Origin of the sequence: Kitasatospora sp. NPDC047058 (assembly GCF_040643935.1) — a bacterium.
Classification (GTDB): Bacteria; Actinomycetota; Actinomycetes; order Streptomycetales; family Streptomycetaceae; genus Kitasatospora.
Window position 1 is genome coordinate 1 of sequence record NZ_JBEYVJ010000142.1, and the last position, 18,325, is coordinate 18,325.

The following is an 18,325-nucleotide window of genomic DNA, read 5'->3' on the forward strand; positions in this document are numbered from 1 at the left end:
TGGTGCTGCTCGGCTGCGGCACCGCCGCGATCATCGAGGGCCCCGAGCACGGCTGGACCTCCCCGCTGATCCTCGGGCTGGCCGCGACCGCCCTCACCCGTCGTCGGTCAGGTTTGCCAGGAAGAGAGAACGATGGCTGTGCATTCGGAGCGGGTGCAGACGCAGTCCCCGGAGGCGGGGAAGGCTGCCGTGGCCGGTACGGAGGAGGGTGACGTCCGCGTCGCCCGCGCCACCCCGAAGAAGAGCGGCAGACCGGTCGGGGCGGGCGCGGTGCGCGCCGCCCTCACGCCGTACCTGCTGCTGCTGCCGGCCGTCGCGGCGACCCTGGTGCTGCTCGGCTGGCCGCTGCTCAAGACCGTCCTGGTGTCGTTCCAGAACCTCAACAAGCGGCAGCTGATCCAGCACCTGACCGAGTGGAACGGCTTCGAGAACTACACCGACCAGCTGACCGACTCGGAGTTCTGGTCGGTCACCGGCCGCACGGTCGCGTTCACCGTGGTCAACGTCGTCCTGATCATGGTCTTCGGCACGCTGGTCGGCCTGCTGCTCAACCGGCTCGGCCAGCGGATGCGGCTCGCGCTCTCGATCTCGCTGATCCTGGCCTGGGCGATGCCGGTGGTCGCCGCGACCACCGTCTACCAGTGGCTGTTCGACCAGAACTTCGGTGTCGTCAACTGGTTCCTGGACCAGCTGGGCTGGCACTCGATGGCCCACTACAACTGGACCGAGGGCCAGTACCCGACCTTCTTCGTGATCATCCTGCTGATCGTCTGGGGCTCGGTCCCGTTCGTGGCGTTCAACATGTACGCCGGCCTGACCACCATCCCGAAGGAGCTCTACGAGGCGGCCCGGATGGACGGCGCCGGCGCCTTCAAGATCTTCGGCGCGGTGATCTACCCGATCATGAAGCCGTTCTTCCTGGCCACGACCTTCCTCGAGGTCATCTGGGTCTTCAAGGCCTTCACCCAGGTCTACCTGATCAACAAGGGCGGTCCCGACGGGCTCACCCGGACGCTTCCGGTCCAGGCGTTCCTGGAGGGCTTCGGCTCCCAGCGGTTCGGCGTCGGCTCCGCGATCGCGGTACTCACCATCCTGATGCTGGGGGCGCTGATGGCGTACTACTTCCGCATCATTCTGAAGCAGGAGGACGAGCTGTGAGGCGCTCGCTCATCGGACGTACCTGGCCGAACGTGATCGCGGTCGTCCTCTTCGTCTTCTTCATCTTCCCCGTCTACTGGATGTTCGCGACCTCGTTCAAGCAGGACAAGGACATCATCAGCCGGACGCCGGTCTTCCTGCCGCTGGACGCGACCTTCGAGCACTTCGACAAGGCCGTCCACGCCCCCCACTTCTGGACGTACGTCACCAACAGCCTCGTGGTCACGATCGGTGCCGTGCTCGGCTCGCTGGTGATCGCCACCCTGGCCTCCTTCGCGATCGCGCGGATGCGCTTCCGCGGCCGCAAGAGCTTCGTCCTGGTCGTGATGGCGGCCCAGATGGCGCCCTGGGAGGTCATGATCATCGCGGCCTACCTGCTCGTCCGTGACAACGACATGCTCAACAGCCTGGTCCCGCTGACCGCGCTGTACCTGATGATGGTGCTGCCCTTCACGATCTGGACGCTGCGCGGCTTCATCGCCGCCGTGCCCAAGGAGCTGGAGGAGTCGGCGATGGTGGACGGCTGCACCCGCACCCAGGCCTTCCTGAAGGTGATCTTCCCGCTGCTCGCGCCCGGTCTGATGTCGACCTCGCTGTTCGGGTTCATCACCGCGTGGAACGAGTTCCCGCTGGTGAACATCCTGAACAAGAAGGAGGAGTTCCAGACCCTCCCGCTCTGGCTCTCCTCGTTCCAGACCAACTTCGGCACCGACTGGGGCGCCACCATGGCCGCCTCCACCCTCTTCGCGGTCCCGATCCTGATCCTCTTCGTCTTCCTGCAGCGCAAGGCCGTGGGCGGACTGACCGACGGCGCCGTGAAGGGCTGACCCCACGTGAGCATCCTCATCCCCACCCTGCCCGCCAGTGACCAGCTGCACCGCGACGCGCTGACCGTCCTCCAGCCCGGCTTCGTCGGCACCGAGCCGCCGGAGTGGGTCCGCCGGCACCTGGCGGCCGGGCTCGGCTCGGTCGCGCTGTTCGACCGCAACGTCACCGACCTGGTGCAGCTCGCCGCGCTCACCCGGGCGCTGCGCGCGGAGAACCCGGACCTGCTGATCGCGATCGACGAGGAGAGCGGCGACGTCACCCGGCTGGAGGCCGGCTCCGGCTCCTCCTGGCCGGGGAACTTCGCCCTCGGCGCGATCGACGACCCGGCGCTGACCCGTGACGTCGCCCGCGAGCTGGGCCGGGCGCTGGCCGCGGCGGGCGTCAACTACAACTGGGCGCCCACCGCGGACGTCAACTCCAACCCGCGCAACCCGGTGATCGGCGTCCGCTCGTTCGGCGCCGACCCGGAGCTGTGCGCCCGGCACACCGCCGCCTGGGTGGAGGGCCTGCAGTCGGCCGGCGTGGCCGCCTGCTCGAAGCACTTCCCCGGCCACGGCGACACCGCCGTCGACTCGCACCACGGCCTGCCGGTGATCGACGTCGACCTGGACGTGCTGCGCGCCCGTGACCTGATCCCGTTCGAGGCGGCCATCGCCGCCGGGACCAAGGCCGTGATGACCGCCCACATCATGATCCCGGCGCTCGACCCGAAGCTGCCGGCCACGCTCAGCCCGCGGGTGCTGCGCGACCTGCTGCGGGCCGCGCCGGCCGACGGCGGCCTCGGCTACCAGGGCCTGATCGTCAGCGACGCGATCGAGATGGGCGCCATCGCCGACACCTTCGGCATGGGCGAGGGCACCGTCCTGGCCCTGGCGGCCGGCGCGGACGCGATCTGCGTCGGCGGCGGCCTGGCCGACGAGGAGACCGTCCTGATGCTGCGTGACGCCATCGTGGCGGGCGTGCAGTCCGGGACGCTGCCGGAGGAGCGGCTGGCCGACGCCGCCGGCCGGGTGCGCGCGCTCGGCAGCTGGGGCCGGATCGCGGCCCAGGGCGAGCGGCTGGAACCGGACCTGGCGGTCGGCCTGCGGGCCGCCCGCCGGGCGCTGCGGGTGGTCCGGGCGCCGGGCCGCGAGGTGCTGCCGGTGACCGAGCGCCCGTACGTGGCCTCGTTCTCGGACGAGCCCAACATCGCGGTGGGCGACGTGACCCCGTGGGGCGTGGCCGGCATGCTGGCCGACCGCTTCCCGGGCACCCGCACCCGCGAGGTGGGCCCGCAGGAGGCCGCGCCGGAGCAGCTGGGCGCGCTGGTGGCCGAGGTGCTGGCCGGCGCCGAGGGCCGCCGCCTGGTGCTGGTGGTCCGGGACGCCCACCGGCACGAGTGGATGTCGGCCGCGCTGGCCGGCCTGGTGGCGGCCCGGCCGGACGCCGCGGTGGTCGAGATGGGGCTGCCGCAGTCCGAGCCGGTCGGCGCCCTGCACATCGCCACCCACGGTGCCGCCCGGGTCTGCGGTCTGGCGGCCGTGGAGGTGCTCACCGGGCAGCCGGGAGCGATCGGCTGACCCTGCCTCAGGTCTCCGGCCGGGCATCCGACGCCCTTCCGGACGCCGCCCCGGATGCCGGGAGGATGTCCGGGAACGGGCCCGTCATGCGCATGTCGCATGACGGGCCCGTTTTGTTTTCCCTCGACCTCCCCCCCGTTTCACCCGGGCTGACCTGGGGGTTCGTGTCCTGACGGTGTTCCCTCAAATCGGTCTTAAGGCAGCCTTAAGTCCTACTTAGGGTGATGGCGCCACAACTGATCGCCACGCGGTACAACAGGTCTGCAACGTCCTTTGCGGGTAGGCCATTTGGCGTTGACACCGCAAGTGGTCTAGGCCAGGCTCCAGTCCATCCGGTTCGAACTTCAACCTCGCCGGATGTGGTATCGGCCCTTCCCGAAGCACATCGCCGCCCCTTCCCGGAGACCACTCCCCGGCGGGTGCCAGTGCGTTGCCGGCGGGCATCCAGGCTCCAACACACCCTCGGAGGATGGCGTGAAGAAGCGTCAGCTCATGGCGTCGACCGCGATCGTGGCGCTGGCCGCCGGACTGACGGCCTGTTCCTCGGGCGGCTCGCCGTCCGCGGACGGCAAGGGCGGCTCCGCCGACCCGAAGTCGGCGACCGGGACGGTCACGGTCTGGCTGATGGAGGACGCCCAGAAGAGCTGGCCGGACCTCGTCCAGCGGGTCAACGACGACTTCGCCCGCAAGTACCCGAACGTCACCCTGAGACTCTCCTACCAGGGCTGGGCCGACAAGGTCGGCAGGCTGGACAAGGCGATCGCCGAGGGCAACGCCCCGGACGTGGTGGAGCTCGGCAACACCGAGACCATGAAGTACGTGCTGTCCGGCGCGCTGGCCCCGGTGGACCGCGGCAGCTTCGACAACGCCGACAGCTGGATCAAGGCGCTCGCCAACACCTGCACCTACCAGGACAAGCTCTGGTGCGTGCCGTACTACGCGGGCGCCCGGGTGGCCGTCTACAACTCGGCGGCCTTCCAGGCGGCCACCGGCAGTGCGGACTTCCCCAAGACCGAGGACGAGCTGCGCTCGGTGCTGGACAAGGTGGCCGACAAGAACAAGGCCGACAAGACCTACTCCGCGCTCTACCTGCCCGGCCCGTACTGGTACGCCGCGATGAGCTACGTCTCGGCGTACGGCGGCGCGATCGCCCGCTTCGACAGCAGCGGCAACTGGCACGGCACGCTCAGCGACCCCAAGTCCGTGCAGGGCCTCGGCCACTTCGTCGACCTGGTCCGCAAGTACAACAAGGGCGACCTGGCGGTGAACGAGCTGAACCAGTACGAGGCGATGGCCCGCGGGCACGCCGCCGCCTTCTACGGCAACGGCTACGAGGCGGCCAGCGTGGTCGCGCCGGTCACCGGCGACCCGAACCTCAAGGACGCCGTCAAGGTGGCCACCATGCCCGGCCCGGGCGGCAAGCCGCTGCCGACCTTCATCGGCGGCTCGGACCTCGCCGTCACCGCCAAGTCGCCGTCGGCCGCGCTGGCCGCCGACTGGATCCGGATGTTCACCAGCACCAAGTCCCAGCAGGCGCTGGCCGACAAGGACATCCTGCCGAACAACCTGACCCAGCTGAACCCGCTGAAGAGCAAGCCGGCCACGGCGGCCGCGGCCAACGCGGTGCCGGACGCCTGGTTCACGCCGCTGGCGCCGGGCTGGGGCGCGATCGAGAAGCAGAAGATCCTGCCGGACATGCTGACCGCCATCCTCAAGAACAACAAGCCGGTGGACCAGGCCGCCAAGGAGGCGGACGCCGCGATCGACCAGCTGATCAACAAGGCGGGCTGACCCCCGCGCGGCGCGTGCGGGCGACCGCCCCCGGGGAAGGCGATGTGCTCCCCGGGGGCGGCCCCCGTAGGATTGCCGCAGGAATCACCGCAGCGAGTGTGCGGACTCGCCGCCGTAGAGGTCCCCGCCGGGCATCCCCGCCCGTGTGGGGTAGAACCATCTCATCGGAGGCACACCCAGATGTCCGACACGCAGACTGTCCCCGTCCCCGGCCGGATCATGGCGGCGGAGATGGCCGAGCAGCCGGCCGTCCTCCAGCGCATCCTCGACGAGGGCGCTCCCAAGATCTTCGCGATCGCGGCCGAGATCGCCGCCCGCAACCCGCGCTTCGTCCTGCTCACCGCGCGCGGCACGTCCGACAACGCGGCGCTCTACGCCAAGTACCTGATCGAGATCCTGCTCGGCAAGCCGGCCGGCCTGACGTCGATGTCGACCACCACCGCGTACGGCGCCAAGCCGGACCTGCACGACGTGCTGGTGATCACCGTCAGCCAGTCCGGCGGCTCGCCGGACCTGGTGGCCTCCACCAAGGCCGCCCGCGAGGCCGGCGCCATCACCCTGGCGGTCACCAACAACGCCGCCTCGCCGCTGGCCGAGGTCTCCGAGTTCCACATCGACGTGCTGGCCGGCCCGGAGAAGGCGCTCCCCGCGACCAAGACCTACACCGCCGAGCTGCTGGCGCTCTACCTGCTGGTGGAGGGCCTGCGCGGGGGCGACGGCTCGGCCGCCAAGGAGCTGCCCGCGCTGGCCGCCGGCATCCTGGCCCGCCAGGCCGAGGTGAAGGCCCTGGCCGAGCGCTACCGCTTCGCCCAGCGGCTGGTCATCACCTCGCGCGGCTACGGCTACCCGACCGCGCGCGAGGCGGCGCTGAAGCTGATGGAGACCACCTACATCCCGGCCTCCCCGTTCTCCGGCGCCGACCTGCTGCACGGCCCGCTGGCCATGGTCGACAACGTCTCCCCGGTCATCGCGATCGTCCCGGACGGCAAGGGCGGCGAGGCCCTGCAGCCGGTGCTCGACCGCCTGCGCGGCCGAGGTGCGGACCTCGTGGTGATCGGCCAGCAGGCGCAGGTGGACTCCGCCTCGGCGGGCTTCGCGCTGCCGGCCGGGGTGCCCGAGGAGGTCCAGACCATCCTGGAGATCCTGCCGCTGCAGCAGCTGGCCTACGAGGTCACCATCGCCCGCGGCCAGGACCCGGACGCCCCGCGCGCCCTGGCGAAGGTCACCGAGACCCACTGACGCCGCCGCCCGTTCGCAACGGCGAAGGCCGGGCCCCCGTCCACAGCCTGTGGACGGGGGCCCGGCCTTTTCGAGCGGCGGGGCGTGGCTGCGTGCACCCGGAAAGCACTACGGGCCACGGCGCCGACACGGGACCCTCAACCCGTGCGGCACCGCAGCCCGGAGCTGTCGTCGGGCACCGGGGACGACCGAGGACTGTGCGGGGTCCTCGCTCGGCGGCGTCCGACCGAGGAGGGGCCTCGCGCGGGTCAGGGCAGTTGCGCGGGGGGCCTCTCCTTGGTGCTCTTTCATTGTGGACTAGACCAATCTGGCTTGTCCAGGCCTCCCCGGAAATTGGTCTAAACAACCTGTGGGCCGGCCCGGCGGCTGGTGCGGCGGCCGGTCCGGCGGCAGCCGGGCGGGGCGGCGCAGGCCGGTCCGGCAGGCCGGCCCGGCGGCCCTGGAGCTACCCTCGCCATGTGCCCTCGCTGAACGAACTCGTCCGCCGCCACACCACCCTGACCGGTGCCGATGTGGAATGGCTCCACATGCTGGTCTCGGAGTGGCAGCTGCTCTCCGACCTCTCCTTCGCCGACCTGGTCCTGTGGATCCCGACCTGGGACGGCATCCGGTACGTCTCGGTGGCCCAGATGCGCCCCAACACCGGCCCCACGTCGTACCAGGACGACATGGTCGGCCACCTCGTCCCGCGCGGCCGCCGCCCGCTGCTGGACGCCGCCTTCGACGAGGGGCGGATCGTGCGCGAGGGCGACCCGGAGTGGCGCGAGGAGGTGCCGGTCCGGGTCGAGTCGATCCCGGTGCGGCGCGAGGGCAAGGTGCTCGGCGTGATCGCCCGCAACACCAACCTGCTGACCGTCCGCACTCCCAGCCGGCTGGAACTCACCTACCTGCAGAGCGCCTCCGACCTGGCCCAGATGATCGCCGCCGGCGCCTTCCCGTACCCCGGCGTCGAGCAGGCCGACATGGACGCCGCACCCCGGGTCGGCGACGGCCTGATCCGGCTGGACGCCGACGGCATCGTCACCTACGCCAGCCCCAACGCGCTCTCCGCCTACCACCGGCTCGGCCTCACCACCGACCTGGTCGGCAGCCACCTCGGCCGCGCCACCGCCGAGCTCGCCCCGCCGTCCCGGGCGGCCGTGCACGAGGCGCTGGTGAAGCTGGCGAGCGGATGGGCTCCCCGGCAGACCGAGGTGGAGGCGCAGGGCGGCGTCGTCACCCTGCGGGCCATCCCGCTCAAGCCCAAGGGCACCCTGACCGGCTCGCTGGTGCTCTGCCGCGACGTCACCGAGCTGCGCCGGCGCGACCGCGAGCTGATGACCAAGGACGCGACGATCCGGGAGATCCACCACCGGGTGAAGAACAACCTGCAGACGGTGGCCGCGCTGCTGCGGCTGCAGTCCCGCCGGATGGAGTCGGAGGCCGGGCGGGCCGCGCTGGACGAGGCGGTCCGCCGGGTCGGCTCGATCGCGATCGTGCACGAGACGCTCTCGCAGGCGCTGGACGAGCAGGTCGCCTTCGACGAGATCGCCGACCGGGTGCTCGCCATGGTGATGGAGCTGTCCCAGGACGGCCGGGTGGCGACCCGCCGCACCGGCAGCTTCGGCATCCTCTCCGCCGAGGTGGCCACCCCGCTGTCGATGGTGCTGACCGAGCTGCTGCAGAACGCCCTGGAGCACGCCTTCGGGCCGACCGCCTCCGGCAACCTGGAGGTCTCCGCGCTGCGCGGCCGGGCGCCGGCCACCGGCATGGGCTGGTCGGACAGCTGGAACGGCGGCGCCAAGCCGGAGGAGTACCTGCTGATCACCGTGCAGGACGACGGCAAGGGCATGCCGGAGGGCTTCGACCCGCAGCAGGAGGGCAACCTCGGACTGCAGATCGTCCGCACCCTGGCCACCGGCGAGCTGGGCGGCACCTTCGACATGGTGGCCGGCCCGAACGGCGGGACGAAGGTGGTCCTGGAGATCCCGGTGCGCTGAGGCGCTGGTGCGTCGCGGGTCCCGGTGCGCTGAGGTGTGCCGAGGTGCGGCAGGGGCGTGCGTCCGGCGGGAACGCCGGGCGCGCACCACCGCACCACCCTGCGCGGGCTCCGGGGAGCGGGCCCCAGGGGGGCTCCGGAAACAGAAACGAGGCCCTGTCGACCGGGGGGGGGTGGGTCGACAGGGCCTCTCAACCCGTTCCGGCCGTCGGGGGGAGTCGGCCGGAACGGGGGCTCTGGGTGGTGCGACACCTCACCGGTGCGTTGCACACGGTGAGCGCCTCAGCTCCACGATATTGCTCTCTGTGAACAGTATCAAGTGCCTGGGCGGCCCGGTGTCGCAGGACCTCCGTCGAGCAAGGTCCTTTGTACGGAAGGCTTCACCAGGAGGAGCAGGGAAGCCCTTGATCATGGGTTGATCGGTACTGCGGTCACTGCGGCATCACTGCCGGTGCTACGGCGTGTGATCAGGCGGTGCGGGCGCGGTTGCGGGCGGCGCGGCGCTTCATGGCGCGACGCTCGTCCTCGCTCATGCCGCCCCAGACGCCGGCGTCCTGGCCGGTCTCGAGCGCCCACTGGAGGCACTGCTCCATGACCGGACAGCGGCGGCACACGGCCTTGGCTTCCTCGATCTGCAGCAGAGCAGGACCGGTGTTCCCGATCGGGAAGAACAGCTCCGGGTCCTCTTCGCGGCAGACAGCGCGGTGGCGCCAGTCCATGGTCGTCCAACTCCTCCTGCCGGCGGGGGTGGCCCGGTCGGCACAATCGATGGCTTGTGAATGTGAACGCTTTCACGAATCCCGCAACAGCAAAAGAGACCAAAGGCCCACCGGGCCCGGGTGGTCTGTGCTGGGGAGGGATTCGGCGATTCGAGGGACACTCCGCGGTCGGCCCCCGTCAGGGTCTGGTTGCCGTCGCTGCGATGCGTCCCGATCGCCATGTAGAGGTTCGCAAACCTCGGGCCCGGATACAACCCCCTTCAGGGAGGAATTTTTGATTCTTCGGTGTCGCCTAGCTCACAGCCAGTACTTCTATGGAGTGAAGGGGGCTTGTGCGTTCGAGAAGAAGGGCGAACCCCTCTTCCGGTCACACAATCACACGCAGTGCCCGCCGTACGCCTGTGAAACTGACGCGACTCCTGTCTCCAAGGTGGTCCCCGTCGACCTGGAACGGGGTCGGTTCCTGTGAAACCAAGGTGAAGTTGCGGGCGTCGTGGTAGGAGACGACGTGCTTCCCGGACGGGCCGGGGGGTGTGCCGCCATCGCTCGAAGGGCTGTGCGACCGCAGGATCTGACGGACCGTTCGAGCCGTGCCGAACGCCGTCATCCGGGTGATGCCGAAGACGTCGAGGTCCGTGTCGAAGGAGGCGAGCGGGGAGGGGTAGACCGGGCGGTTGCCCAGGAACGTCCACGGGGACGTGTTGCTGACTATGGCCAGCACCAGGCCCGGAACCGGGTCGTGGCCCGGCATGTGCAGGGTGACCGGGCCGGACCGACGCTGCTCACGCTGGGTGACGTAGTGCCGGAGCGCCTGCCCGACGTAGAGCGCGTGGGTGGACTTGCGCCCCGCCCTGCGCTGCTCCTCCACCCGGCCGACCACACCGGCGTCGAAGCCCAGGCCGGCGGTGAAGGTGAACCAGCGGTCCGGCAGCCCCTCGGTCATCGCCTTGCCCAGGCCGACCGGCCGCTCCCGGCGGCGCTCCATGGCGTCCAGCAGGACCCCGGTGGCCTCCACGGGGTCGTTGGGCAGGCCCAGCGCGCGGGCGAACACGTTGGTCGAGCCGCCGGGCACCACGGCCAGCCGGGGGACCTTCTCGCCCGGGCCGTGCGCCAGCAGCCCGTTCACCACCTCGTTGACCGTGCCGTCGCCGCCCAGGGCCACCACCAGGTCGACCGTGCCGTCCTCCGCCGCCTCCCGGGCCAGGTCGCGCGCGTGGCCCCGGTACTCCGTCTGGGCGACCTCCAGCTTGAGGTCGCTGCGCAGGGCGTGGATCAGGACATCCCTGGTGCGGCCACTGGTGGTGGTCGCTTTCGGGTTGACGACCAGGAGAGCGCGCATGTGCTCAGCCTACGGGTCGGTACGGACCAACCGGCGGCTACCCTGCTGGAGTGACCGCAGAATCCTCCGCACCCGTACCCGTGCCCGGCAGCGGCCGGCCCGCGTCCCTGACCGTGGGGGCCGCCATCACGGCCCTGGAGGGCGCCGCGCTGGCCGTCGTCGGGGTCTGGGACATGGTGGCCGCGCTGTCCGGCCAGTCCAAGCAGCTCGCCCTCAACGAGTTCGGCGGTCTGGTGATCCTGCTGCTCGGCGTGCTGCCGGTGCTGGCCGCCCGGGCGCTGCTGAAGGGCCGGCGCTGGGGCCGCAGCCCGGCGGTGCTGACCAACTCGATCTGCCTGCCGGTGGCCTACTACATGTGGCAGAGCGGCGGCGTGATGGCGGCCGTCGGGACCGCCGTCGGCCTGCTCGGCGTGACCGGCATCGGCGCCCTGCTCAGCCCGAAGTCGACCGCGGCCCTCTACGCTCCGCACGAGGGCTGAGCGCAGGGGGCCGCGGCCGCTGAGCGTCCGTCAGGACTACTCCTCCACCAGGAGCTTCTCCCGCAGCTGGGCCAGCGTGCGGGCGAGCAGCCGGGAGACGTGCATCTGCGAGATGCCCACCTCGGCGGCGATCTGCGACTGCGTCATGTTCCGGAAGAACCGCAGCACCAGGATCTTCTGCTCCCGGGGCGGCAGTTGGGCCAGCAGCGGCTTGAGCGACTCGCGGTACTCGACGCCCTCCAGTGCCTCGTCGGTGGCGCCCAGGGTGTCCGCGACGGCCGGCGACTCGTCGTCGCTGTCCGGCACGTCCAGGGACAGCGTGGAGTACGCGTTGGCGGACTCCAGGCCCTCCAGCACGTCCTCCTCGGAGATGCCCAGGTGCTCGGCCAGCTCGTGCACCGTGGGGGAGCGGCCGTGCCGCTGGGAGAGCTCGCTGGTCGCCGTGGTGAGCGACAGCCGCAGCTCCTGCAGCCGGCGCGGCACCCGCACCGCCCAGCCCTTGTCGCGGAAGTGCCGCTTGATCTCGCCGACGATCGTCGGCGTCGCGTAGGTGGAGAACTCGACCCCGCGTTCGTGGTCGAACCGGTCCACCGACTTGATCAGCCCGATCGTGGCGACCTGGGTCAGGTCGTCCAGCGGCTCGCCCCGGTTGCGGAACCGTCTGGCCAGGTGCTCCACGAGCGGGATGTGCATGCGCACCAGCTGGTTGCGCAGCTCGACGCGCTCCGGGGAGCCTTCGGGCAGCGCGGACAGCCGGACGAACAGGGCCCGGGCGGCCTCGCGGTCCGGCGCGCCGGAGCGGTGCGGGGCCTGGGCGGGCACCGCACCGCGCAGCGCCTCGGCCGCGCCGTCCTCGGGGGACGGCGGGGGCGAGGGTGTCTGCGACGGGTCGGACGTCGGCTCGGTCGGCTGGCTCATCCGGTGGGCGTCCTTCGGGTGCGCTTCGTCGTTGTCGGCGAGGCCGGGAACGCTCGCCTGGGTCGGTACGGCAGGGCCCGCCGTCGCGAGGCCGGTACGGTCCAGATCACTCACGGCCATTCCCCCGTTCCGTTCCGGGAGCACCGGGGCCGTGGGGCGGCCCCGGATTCGTCTTGTCGGTCGTACCGCGGGTCGGGCGGTACCGGGAGCCGCCCGCCGGCCCGGGTGGGGTGCCGGGCGGACGGCCCATGTGCGGTGCTGCTGCTGCGGCGCTAATGGGCGCTGGAACCGCCGCGCTTCTTGTGCAGGCTGATCGACACGGTGTTGTCCTCGCCGACCGAGGACTCCACCTCGCCGGCCAGCGCCGAGAGCACCGTCCAGGCGAAGGTGTCCCGCTCCGGGGCCCGGCCGTCAGTGGTCGGGGCGGAGACGATGACCTTGAGCGAGTCGCCCACCAGCCGGAACTCGCAGGAGAGGACCGAGCCGGGCACCGCCTGCTGGAGCAGGATGGCGCAGGCCTCGTCCACCGCGATCCGGAGGTCCTCGATCTCGTCCAGCGTGAAGTCCAGCCGGGCCGCGAGCCCCGCCGTCGCTGTTCGCAGCACCGAGAGGTAGGCCCCCGCCGCGGGCAGCCGGACCTCCACGAAGTCCTGCACTCCGGGCTCGCCGTCGATCTGGGACACCCTCACCTCCTGGGTGACGCGCTGTGCTTCCGGGCCGGTGGCCGCGGCACTGTCTGTTGCTTGGCTCAACTGCTTCGCCCCAACTGTCCAGAGGGGTGGTGCGGTACGTACCGGTCATACCCCTTCGGGGGTCTCCGGACGCCGCGCATCCGCACGAGACGTTACCGCTTTTGCACCCGGTGTGGGAGTCACTCATGGTAAGCCCTCGCGACACAGGGTGGCAGTGGCTTGACGCCACTGCCGGGAATCCCCGGAAGTCAGCGGGCGCCGGCGGCGGAGAGCGCCTCGTCGGTGAGCCGGAAGACGCTCCAGCCGTCCATCGGCACCGCGCCGAGCGACTTGTAGAAGTTGATCGAAGGCTCGTTCCAGTCGAGCACCGACCACTCCACCCGCGAGTAGCCGCGCTCGACGGCGATCCGCGCGAGCTCCAGCAGGAGCGCCTTGCCGTGGCCGCCGCCGCGGGCCTCCGGGCGGACGTAGAGGTCCTCCAGGTAGATCCCGTGGGTCCCGCGCCAGGTCGAGAAGTTGAGGAACCAGACCGCGAAGCCGACCGGCTCGCCGGTGGTGTCGTCCTCGGCGATCATGCCGAACAGCGCCGGGTGGGCGCCGAACAGCGCGTCGCGCAGTCCCTCCTCGGTGGCCACCGCCTCGTGCGGGGCCTTCTCGTACTCCGCGAGTTCGCGGATCATGGCGTGGATGACCGGGACATCGGTGACTACGGCGGTGCGGATCATATGGCGAGCCTACTTGGCCGGTTCGGTCTCGTCCCAGGCCTGGATCGACGTCTGGTCGACGATCCGGCCGTCCCGCAGGTCGGCGATCGAGCTGACCAGGACCCGGACCCCGTCGGGGTACTGGCAGGACTCCATGAAGGCGAGGTGGTCGCCCTGGAGCACCACCTGCTCCAGCTTGTGGGTCATCTCCCGGCCGTAGAGGTCGCTCAGCATCGCGCCGATCTCGTCCCGGCCGTGCATCACCAGGGGGTGGCTGGGCTGGGTCTTGCGGTCGACCATGCGCAGTTCGGCGTCGTCCGCGTAGAGCGACAGCAGGGCGTCCGCGTCGCTGCGCTCGATGCCCTCGCGCAGTGCCGTGGTGTCGAAGGCGGACGGCGCGGCCATGGTGGTCATCTCTCGCTCCTCCGGTCGGTTCCGTCGGCTCGTACCTCCGAGCGTACGCCCGCCCCGGCGGCCCGCCCGGCGGCTTCCGGGGCCCGTCGCCGGCCCTGTGCCGCCGCCCTATGCCGCCGCCCGATGTCGTCGGCCGGTGGCGGAAACGCGGCCGCCCCCGTCCGGCATGCGGACGGGGGCGGCCGAGGGAGGCTGATCCGGGATCAGGCCTGCTTGGTCTCCCAGAAGATCTTGTCGACCTCGGCGATGAGGTCGAGCAGCGCCTGGCCGGTGGCCGGGTCGGTCGACGCCTTGGCGGCCGAGGCGGCCTTCAGGGTGTCGTTGATCAGCTGGTGCAGCTGCGGGTACTTCTCGAAGTGCGGGGCCTTGAAGTAGTCGCTCCACAGCACCGAGATGTGGTGCTTGACGGCCTCGGCGCGCTGCTCCTTGATGATGATGGCGCGGGCGCGGAAGTGCGGGTCCTCGTTGGCCTGGTACTTCTCCTGGGTGGCCTTCACCGACTCGGCCTCGAGCTTGGCCTGCGCCGGGTCGTAGACGCCGCAGGGCAGGTCGCAGTGGGCGTGGGCGGTGGCGCGCGGTGCAAACAGACGAGAGAACATGGGAGTCCTTCCTTAGATCGTCTTCCCGCGCCCGAGATTACCCTTCCGATCCCCGGGTTTCGCGGCCGGGCGGCGGGCCTAGGGCAAAAGGCGGAGCCGCAACCTGCCCAATCCGGACATCGGCGGGCGGCCGCCGGTGCGGCAGACTGGGACGCGGTGGCCGGGAGGAGGATGCGTGACACGGATGACGGAACCGGAGGACGGCGTCCCGGGGGGCGGCGCACCGTTCGGGCTGATCGACGTGGCGGGGCCGTCGATGGTGCCGACGCTGCGCGAGGGCGACCAGCTGCTGGTCCGCTACGGCGCGCGGATCCGGCCCGGCGCGGTGGTGGTGTTCCGCCACCCGTTCCAGCAGGACCTGCTGGTGGTGAAGCGGGCCACCGAGCGCCGGCCGAAGGGCTGGTGGCTGCTCTCCGACAACCGGCCGGTCGACAGCGACAGCCGCAGTTACGGCGCCGTCCCGGACGAGCTGGTGCTCGGCCGGGTGCTGCTGCGGCTGCGGCCCCGCCCGGTCTGGCTGGCCCCGGGGCGCCGGCTGGAACGCCTGCTGCTCACCGGTCCGCTGGCCCGGGTGCCCGGGCTGGCCCGCCGGCTCGGCGTCTGGGCCGACCCGGACGGCCTCTGACCGCGGACGGCCCCCGGCGGCCCGCGGTCCCGGATCCGCCTCAGCCCTGGTCGGCCCCGGTGGCCGCGTCCTGGGCCTCCTGGCGCTTGCGCGCCCGGTACGCGGCGACGTTGGCGCGGGTGGCGCAGCGGTCGGAGCAGTACCGCCGGGAGCGGTTGGTGGAGGTGTCGAGGTAGGCGTTGCGGCAGGGCGCGGCCTGGCAGATGCCGAGCCGGTCGGCGCCCAGCTCGGTCAGGTGGACCGCCAGCCCCATGCAGGCGACGGCGCTGAAGTGCGCGGTGGCGGTCGCCGAGTTGTCGGCGAGGTGCAGGTGCCAGCGCGGCCGCCCGGCGTCGTCCAGGTAGTCGTGCCCGGAGACCAGCGGGCTGACGGGGTACTCCATCAGCAGGCTGTTGAGCAGGTCGACGCCGCGGACCTCGTCCCCCTCGGCGGCGGCCTCGAACACGCCGCGCAGCCTGGTCCGGACGGCCCGCAGCCGGGGCAGGTCCGACTCGTCGGCGAGCGCGGCGGCCCGCGACGACTCCGAGAACAGTGCGCGCACCGCGTCCACCGAGGTCAATGAGTCGGTGCCGCGCTCGGGCTCCTCGGTGTTCACCAGCCGAACGGCCAGATCGGCGTACGAGGCGAGCTCCACGGTGGTCCTTCCAAACAACATCGGTAACGGGCTGACTGCTTCCAGCCTATTACCCGGGTGGGCAAAACGTCGGCGCCCGGCAGGACCGGCCTGCCGGGCGCCGACGGGAAGGTGCGCTCAGAGCACCTTGGACAGGAAAGCGCGGGTGCGCTCGTGCTGCGGGTCGGTGAGCACCTCGCGGGGGTTGCCGGACTCGACGACGACGCCGCCGTCCATGAAGACCAGCGCGTCGCCGACCTCACGGGCGAAGCCCATCTCGTGGGTCACCACGATCATCGTCATGCCCTCCTCGGCGAGGCCGCGCATGACGTCCAGCACCTCGCCGACCAGCTCCGGGTCGAGCGCCGAGGTGGGCTCGTCGAAGAGCATCAGCTTCGGCTTCATGGCGAGGGCGCGGGCGATCGCGACGCGCTGCTGCTGGCCGCCGGAGAGCTGGGACGGGTAGTTCTTCGCCTTGTCGGAGAGCCCGACCCGCTCCAGCAGGGCCATGCCGCGCTCCCGGGCGGCGGCCTTGGACTCGCCCTTCACCTGCACCGGCGCCTCGGTGATGTTCTCCAGGGCGGTCATGTGCGGGAAGAGGTTGAAGCGCTGGAAGACCATGCCGATGTCCCGCCGCTTGAGCGCGACCTCGCGGTCCCTGAGCTCGTAGAGCTTGTCGCCCTTGCGCCGGTAGCCGACCAGCTCGCCGTCGACGGACAGCAGCCCGCCGTTGATCTTCTCCAGGTGGTTGATGCACCGCAGGAAGGTCGACTTGCCGGAGCCGGACGGGCCGATCAGGCAGAACACCTCGCGCGGCTTGACCTCCAGGTCGATGCCCTTGAGCACCTCGACCAGGCCGTACGACTTGCGCACGCCCTCGGCCTTGACCATCGGCTCGCCGAGGACCGCGTCCTGGGGGGCCTTGCTCAGGTCGGTCATGCGTGACCACCTCCCTCGAGCCCCGGGACCACGTCGTGGTCGGCCTTCGGGGCCGGCTTGCCGCGGAACAGGCCGCGAAGCCGCTGGAGCGGAGTCGGCGGCAGCGTCCTGGTGGTACCCCGAGCGTAGTACCGCTCGACGTAGTACTGCCCGATGGTCAGTACGGAGGTCAGGAACAGGTACCAGAGGCTGACGGTGATCAGCAGCGGGATGGTCTGGAAGGTGCGCGAGTAGATGTTCTGCCCGGCCCGGAACAGCTCCTCCAGCGCGATGACGCTGACCAGCGAGGTGGTCTTGAGCATCGAGATGGTCTCGTTGCCGGTCGGCGGGATGATCACCCGCATGGCCTGCGGCAGGACGATCCGGCGCATGGTCGCGAAGCGGCTCATGCCGAGCGCGTGGGACGCCTCGGTCTGCCCCTCGTCCACCGACTGGATGCCGCCGCGGACGATCTCCGCCATGTACGCGGCCTCGTTGAGGCCGAGGCCGAGCAGGGCCGCGGTGAACACCGGGATCAGCGTGTTGGTCGACTCGGACCAGAACTCGGGGCCGAACGGGATGCCGATCGACAGCCGGGGCCACAGCGCGCCCATGAAGTTCCAGAACACCAGCTGGACCAGCACGGGGGTGCCGCGGAAGACCCAGATGTAGAACCACGCGGTGCCGGACAGCAGCGGGTTCGGCGACAGCCGCATCACCGCGAGGATGATGCCGCCGGCCACGCCCATGATCATGGACAGCGCGGTGAGCTCGAGGGTCACACCGAGGCCGTGCAGGATGCTGGAATCGAAGAGGTAGGTGTTGACGACATCCCACTGGAACGCGGGATTGAAGATCAGGGCGTGGAGCAGCATCGCCGCGAGGACCGCGACGACGACGGCTCCGGCCCACCGGCCGGGGTGGCGGACCGGGACGGCCTTGAAGGTTTCGGGCCGTCCCGGGTGCGCCTTCCCCTGATCGGAATGGTTCACAGTGGCCTCAGGGGGGTGGGGAACTGGCGAGGGGTCAGCTGGTGGCGCCGTTGATCTGGGACTGGTTGATCGAGCCCGCCTGGACGCCCCACTTGTCCAGGATCGCCTTGTAGGTGCCGTCGTCCATCAGCGACTGGACGGCGCCCTGGACGGGCTTGGCGAGTGCGGAGCCCTTGGCCAGGGCGATGCCGTACGGCGCCTTGCCCTCGACCGTGCCGAGCTGCTCCAGCTGGCCGTTGGTCTGCTTGATCGCGTAGTCGATGACCGGGGAGTCGGCCAGCATGACCTGGTCGCGCCCGGAGACCACCGCCTGGGTGACGTCGGTCTGCAGGTCGAACTTGTCGCCGTCGTTGGGCACCGGGGGCTTGCCGGCCGCGACGCACGCCGGGTTGATGACGTCCTTGATCTGGTCGGCCTGGGTGGTGCCGGTCTGGACGGCGATCTTCTTCCCGCACAGGTTGTTCGGGTCGATGTTGTCCGGGTTGCCCTTCTTGACCGCCGCGCTGGTGCCCGCGAGGAAGTAGGTCACCATGTCGACGGTGGCCTCGCGCTCCTTGTTGTCGGTCAGGGAGCTCATGGCCAGCTGGAACTTGTTCGCCTGGATGCCGGGGATGATCGCGGTGAACGGCGAGTTCTGGACCTCGACCGGAATGCCCAGCTTCTGGCCGATGGCGTTGGCCAGGTCCACGTCCATGCCGATGATCTTGCCCGAGGAGTCCTGGTACTCGTTGGGCGCGTACGAGGCGTCGGCGGCCACAAC

Annotated in this window: 19 protein-coding genes; 8 read left to right on the plus strand and 11 right to left on the minus strand. The window is 70.9% G+C overall.

All coding sequences use genetic code 11. From position 1 onward, the window contains the following. Positions 1-132 precede the first annotated feature (132 nt). From ABZ885_RS21385 to ABZ885_RS21410, 6 genes are all read left to right on the plus strand, one after another. The gene (locus tag ABZ885_RS21385; RefSeq protein ID WP_360190761.1) at positions 133-1,158 is read left to right on the plus strand and encodes a sugar ABC transporter permease; all 1,026 of its coding nucleotides are present in this window, start codon (positions 133-135) and stop codon (positions 1,156-1,158) included. Next, positions 1,155-1,985, plus strand: a complete 831-nt coding sequence (locus ABZ885_RS21390; RefSeq protein WP_360190764.1) for a carbohydrate ABC transporter permease — start codon at positions 1,155-1,157, stop codon at positions 1,983-1,985. Before ABZ885_RS21385 ends, ABZ885_RS21390 begins: the two co-directional genes overlap by 4 nt. Positions 1,986-1,991: 6 nt before the next feature. Continuing rightward, positions 1,992-3,545 carry a glycoside hydrolase family 3 protein gene (locus ABZ885_RS21395; protein ID WP_360190767.1) on the plus strand — a complete coding sequence of 518 codons (1,554 nt, stop codon included), beginning with the start codon at positions 1,992-1,994 and terminating at the stop codon, positions 3,543-3,545. Between the two features lie 474 nt (positions 3,546-4,019). Next, on the plus strand, positions 4,020-5,336 hold the full coding sequence (locus ABZ885_RS21400) for an extracellular solute-binding protein (protein WP_360190770.1): 1,317 nt from the start codon (positions 4,020-4,022) through the stop codon (positions 5,334-5,336). Positions 5,337-5,516: 180 nt separating this feature from the next. Next, positions 5,517-6,575 (plus strand): SIS domain-containing protein, encoded by a 1,059-nt coding sequence (locus ABZ885_RS21405; RefSeq protein WP_360190772.1) that lies wholly within the window; start codon positions 5,517-5,519, stop codon positions 6,573-6,575. A 458-nt stretch (positions 6,576-7,033) separates the two neighbouring features. Then, positions 7,034-8,554, plus strand: coding sequence for a PAS domain-containing sensor histidine kinase (locus ABZ885_RS21410; RefSeq protein ID WP_360190775.1), 1,521 nt, complete (start codon positions 7,034-7,036; stop codon positions 8,552-8,554). Positions 8,555-9,020: 466 nt separating this feature from the next. Here the strand turns inward: ABZ885_RS21410 and ABZ885_RS21415 are convergent, their stop codons facing one another. Continuing rightward, positions 9,021-9,272 (minus strand): WhiB family transcriptional regulator, encoded by a 252-nt coding sequence (locus ABZ885_RS21415; protein ID WP_014138019.1) that lies wholly within the window; start codon positions 9,270-9,272, stop codon positions 9,021-9,023. A gap of 367 nt (positions 9,273-9,639) precedes the next feature. Then, entirely contained in the window at positions 9,640-10,611 is a 972-nt protein-coding gene (locus ABZ885_RS21420) for a diacylglycerol kinase family protein (protein WP_360190778.1), read from the minus strand. A gap of 50 nt (positions 10,612-10,661) precedes the next feature. Here ABZ885_RS21420 and ABZ885_RS21425 point away from each other — a divergent pair, with 50 nt between their 5' ends. Continuing rightward, a complete protein-coding gene (locus tag ABZ885_RS21425; RefSeq protein WP_360190780.1) occupies positions 10,662-11,090 on the plus strand; it encodes a hypothetical protein in 429 nt (142 codons plus the stop codon). Between the two features lie 36 nt (positions 11,091-11,126). On the opposite strand, the gene ABZ885_RS21430 is transcribed toward ABZ885_RS21425, so the two are convergent. From ABZ885_RS21430 to sodN, 5 genes are all read right to left on the minus strand, one after another. Then, the gene (locus ABZ885_RS21430) at positions 11,127-12,122 is read right to left on the minus strand and encodes an RNA polymerase sigma factor SigF (protein WP_360190783.1); all 996 of its coding nucleotides are present in this window, start codon (positions 12,120-12,122) and stop codon (positions 11,127-11,129) included. 158 nt (positions 12,123-12,280) lie between these two features. Beyond that, the gene (locus ABZ885_RS21435) at positions 12,281-12,691 is read right to left on the minus strand and encodes an anti-sigma regulatory factor (RefSeq protein ID WP_360190786.1); all 411 of its coding nucleotides are present in this window, start codon (positions 12,689-12,691) and stop codon (positions 12,281-12,283) included. Between the two features lie 257 nt (positions 12,692-12,948). Beyond that, on the minus strand, positions 12,949-13,425 hold the full coding sequence (locus tag ABZ885_RS21440) for a GNAT family N-acetyltransferase (RefSeq protein ID WP_360190789.1): 477 nt from the start codon (positions 13,423-13,425) through the stop codon (positions 12,949-12,951). A gap of 9 nt (positions 13,426-13,434) precedes the next feature. Next, positions 13,435-13,818, minus strand: a complete 384-nt coding sequence (locus ABZ885_RS21445; RefSeq protein WP_360190791.1) for a nuclear transport factor 2 family protein — start codon at positions 13,816-13,818, stop codon at positions 13,435-13,437. Between the two features lie 203 nt (positions 13,819-14,021). Beyond that, complete coding sequence (sodN, locus tag ABZ885_RS21450; protein ID WP_045699892.1) at positions 14,022-14,417, minus strand: superoxide dismutase, Ni; 396 nt, start codon at positions 14,415-14,417, stop codon at positions 14,022-14,024. A gap of 184 nt (positions 14,418-14,601) precedes the next feature. On the opposite strand from sodN, the gene sodX reads away from it, so the two are divergent. Then, positions 14,602-15,042 carry a nickel-type superoxide dismutase maturation protease gene (gene sodX, locus ABZ885_RS21455; protein WP_360190802.1) on the plus strand — a complete coding sequence of 147 codons (441 nt, stop codon included), beginning with the start codon at positions 14,602-14,604 and terminating at the stop codon, positions 15,040-15,042. Positions 15,043-15,082: 40 nt separating this feature from the next. On the opposite strand, the gene ABZ885_RS21460 is transcribed toward sodX, so the two are convergent. From ABZ885_RS21460 to ABZ885_RS21475, 4 genes are all read right to left on the minus strand, one after another. Next, complete coding sequence (locus ABZ885_RS21460; protein WP_360190805.1) at positions 15,083-15,676, minus strand: CGNR zinc finger domain-containing protein; 594 nt, start codon at positions 15,674-15,676, stop codon at positions 15,083-15,085. Between the two features lie 117 nt (positions 15,677-15,793). Beyond that, complete coding sequence (locus tag ABZ885_RS21465) at positions 15,794-16,594, minus strand: amino acid ABC transporter ATP-binding protein (RefSeq protein ID WP_360190793.1); 801 nt, start codon at positions 16,592-16,594, stop codon at positions 15,794-15,796. Beyond that, positions 16,591-17,565, minus strand: coding sequence for an amino acid ABC transporter permease (locus ABZ885_RS21470; protein WP_360190796.1), 975 nt, complete (start codon positions 17,563-17,565; stop codon positions 16,591-16,593). Before ABZ885_RS21470 ends, ABZ885_RS21465 begins: the two co-directional genes overlap by 4 nt. Before the next feature lie 34 nt (positions 17,566-17,599). Next, the coding region (locus tag ABZ885_RS21475) for an ABC transporter substrate-binding protein (RefSeq protein ID WP_360190799.1) at positions 17,600-18,325 on the minus strand (726 nt) is incomplete at its 5' end.

Coding starts and splice junctions, on each gene's coding strand:
- ABZ885_RS21385 (WP_360190761.1), top strand. CDS start 133: ATGGCTGTGCATTCGGAGCGGGTGCAGACGCAGTCCCCGGAGGCGGGG.
- ABZ885_RS21405 (WP_360190772.1), top strand. CDS start 5,517: ATGTCCGACACGCAGACTGTCCCCGTCCCCGGCCGGATCATGGCGGCG.
- ABZ885_RS21415 (WP_014138019.1), bottom strand. CDS start 9,272: ATGGACTGGCGCCACCGCGCTGTCTGCCGCGAAGAGGACCCGGAGCTG.
- ABZ885_RS21420 (WP_360190778.1), bottom strand. CDS start 10,611: ATGCGCGCTCTCCTGGTCGTCAACCCGAAAGCGACCACCACCAGTGGC.
- ABZ885_RS21440 (WP_360190789.1), bottom strand. CDS start 13,425: ATGATCCGCACCGCCGTAGTCACCGATGTCCCGGTCATCCACGCCATG.
- ABZ885_RS21445 (WP_360190791.1), bottom strand. CDS start 13,818: ATGACCACCATGGCCGCGCCGTCCGCCTTCGACACCACGGCACTGCGC.
- sodN (WP_045699892.1), bottom strand. CDS start 14,417: ATGTTCTCTCGTCTGTTTGCACCGCGCGCCACCGCCCACGCCCACTGC.
- sodX (WP_360190802.1), top strand. CDS start 14,602: ATGACGGAACCGGAGGACGGCGTCCCGGGGGGCGGCGCACCGTTCGGG.
- ABZ885_RS21465 (WP_360190793.1), bottom strand. CDS start 16,594: ATGACCGACCTGAGCAAGGCCCCCCAGGACGCGGTCCTCGGCGAGCCG.